This is a genomic window from Georgenia sp., from assembly GCF_054605595.1.
In genome coordinates, this window is sequence record NZ_JBTSDU010000116.1 from 1 (window position 1) to 2,660 (window position 2,660).

2 protein-coding genes are annotated in these 2,660 nt (G+C 69.2%); one reads left to right on the forward strand and one right to left on the reverse strand.

Features of this window, described 5'->3' with window-relative positions:
* Positions 1–239 precede the first annotated feature (239 nt).
* The gene (locus tag ACYC1Z_RS12110; RefSeq protein WP_461409783.1) at positions 240–470 is read right to left on the reverse strand and encodes a hypothetical protein; all 231 of its coding nucleotides are present in this window, start codon (positions 468–470) and stop codon (positions 240–242) included.
* Positions 471–1,002: 532 nt separating this feature from the next.
* Here ACYC1Z_RS12110 and ACYC1Z_RS12115 point away from each other — a divergent pair.
* On the forward strand, positions 1,003–2,580 hold the full coding sequence (locus ACYC1Z_RS12115) for an alpha/beta hydrolase domain-containing protein (RefSeq protein ID WP_461409784.1): 1,578 nt from the start codon (positions 1,003–1,005) through the stop codon (positions 2,578–2,580).
* The last annotated feature ends 80 nt before the right edge of the window (positions 2,581–2,660 follow it).

Here is a 2,660-nt window from a genome sequence, read left to right on the forward strand (position 1 = left end):
GCCGAGGTGGTGCTGCTCGCCGGGGCGGCGGGCGAGTCCGGCGCCGACCCGTCCAGCGCGTCACCGATGCCGGCGACCACCGCGACGGCGGCGGCCAGGAGGATCGGCATGCGCCACCGCGGGCGGCGTCTGCGCCCAGCCTCATCCATGTGACGACGTTATGCCTCCGCCGTCCGAATCCTGTTCTCCGACGCGGCGATGCGGTGGCCCGTCAGGTTCTCCTCCGGACCTCCGGGATGTCAGGCGGCGGCACGGTGGCCCGCGGCCACATGCGCCGCCAGCTGCGTGGCCACCTGCTGGAGCGCGGTCTCCGGATCGGGTGTCAGGCCGGAAAGGCTCTTCGTGCTCCAGGTCGCGAGCACCCGGCCCCGCAACCCGCGCTCCCGCAGACGCAGCACGACGGCGTCGCCGCGTTGACGCACGGACCACTCGAGCCCCTCGCTCGGCTCCGGGAGCTCCGTCTTCCTCACTCGCATGACAATCAACTCATCTCGTCCGCCGAATTCGGAATGCCATTGTCAGAAGGTGGGTGGCGTGCCACGTTGCAGCCGGCCCGACGCTTCTCGATCTCGGCCCGATCTCTGTTGCCACCGACAATTTTAGTCGCCAACCGCCCATTGTCAACCATTTCGGACAATCAGCAGTCTCTTTCCGATAAACCTGCGCACCTGAAGAACGGCCCCAGATCCCCCACGCCCGGCATGCCACGGCGCCGCGCGGCGGCACGGCACGGCTCACGGCTCACGGCTCACAGTGCGCGACGGCACGGCGCAGCCCATGAGCCGCTCAGCGGGCGACGTCGTCGTGAGGGTGTTGCCCGCGCATCGCAGGAGCGGTGGCGAGGCCCTCGTCGAACAGGTGGCAACACGTTGACTCCGACGATCGTCGACCCCCACGATGCGGGATGGCGGCAGCCATTCGCCGCACCACCGGCAGCGCGCCCCTCCCTTTGGGGTACTGAGCCGGTGCACCGAACAACGCTGTTCCCAGGGGGGACCCGCAATGACCCAACAGTTCTTTCAAAGCCGTGTTCGAGCAGTCCTGGGCGCAACCTGCATCGGCGCGCTCGGCCTCACCCTGGCCGCGGCACCAGCCGGCGCCGCGCCAAAGGCTGACCACATCCCCGACTCGATCGCCGATTCACTCACCGCAGTCCCGGCCGTCGAAGGACCGATCCAGGAGACCGGGGTCAGCTACCTGTGGTCGACGATGGACCACGCCCGGGTGCCGCTCGACCTGACCGCACGCGGCTACGTCGAGGAGGAGTTCTTCCTCTCCGGGACCGCGAACGTCTATGACAACGCCGGCGGCGAGCTCACTGTCGTCGACGAGGATGTGCCCTACGTCAACAACATCCTCGTCCGCCGTCCGGCCAAGAAGTCCGAATCCTCGGGGGTGGTGCTCGTGGACATCCTCAACGCCTCCAACGGCTTCCCCGGCGAGGACCACTGGCGCCGGATGTGGGACTGGGCCATGGACGAGGGACACACCGTCATCGGCGTGACGTCCAAGCCCATCCAGGTCGACGCCCTGAAGAACTTCGATCCGGCGCGCTACGCGGACCTCACCTGGGACGTCGCGGACGTGCCGCGCGAGCCGATCATCGCCGACCCGGCGGACCCGAGCTCGTTCAACCCGTTCATGGTGGTGCCCGGTGCCGAGGAGGGCCTCGCCTGGGACATCCTCACGCAGGTCGGCACCCTGCTCGACGCCAAGGACGGCCGTGCGGTCCTTGGCGGGCAGAAGGCCAAGACCGTGCTCCTCATGGGCCAGTCCCAGTCGGGCGTCTACCTTAACACCTACGCCAGCAACTTCCACGAGGTGGTCACCGCGGCCAACCGTGGGCCGGTGTTCGACGGCTACCTCGACAGTGTCGGCGCGGTCCTCGAGCGTCCGCTGCGCCAGGCCGACCACGACGGCTTCGTCGCCGTGCCCGGGTCCGAGCCCGCGCTCGACGTCCCGTTCATCAGCGTCACCTCCGAGGGCGACGCCGGGCTCTTCGGCACGGGCACGCTCGCCCAGAAGGAACTGCCCGAGAACCGGCGGCACTGGCAGGTGCCGGGTACCCCGCACACCGACCTGCTCTCGACGGTGATCCCGGCCGATGCCGAGATCTACCGGGCTGGGCGGCTCCCGAACACCGCCGTCCATGACCAGGCGTTCCGTGACGCCCTGAACCCCTACCCGCTCGAGCCGACCATCATCGGCGCGGCCGAGGCGCTCATCTCCTGGGCCAAGACCAACACGCCCGCCGCCCCTTCACTGTGGTTCGACCAGTCCGCCGGAACCCTGGTGCGCGACGCCGACGGCAACGTCACCGGTGGTGTGCGGTCCGGCCTTGTCGAGCACCCGCTCGGCGCCTACCGCGGCGCTGTCACCCCCGGCGCGGTGTACGGCTCGGTCGACCTCATCTCGGCGGACGAGTTCGCATCCCGCTACGGCACCCGCACCGAATATCTCGCTCTGATCGCCGAGGTAGACGGCGCCCAGATAGATGTCGGTTACCTCACCGAGTGGGGCGCCGAGTACCTCGCCGGCGTCGCGAACACGCTCATGGACCGCATGGGCGTTCCCGCCTGAGGCCCAGTCCCACACCGTGCGGCAGATCTTGCTGTCCCTCCTGGAGCCGGTCGACCGCGAGGGGTGAGCGGTGGTCACCC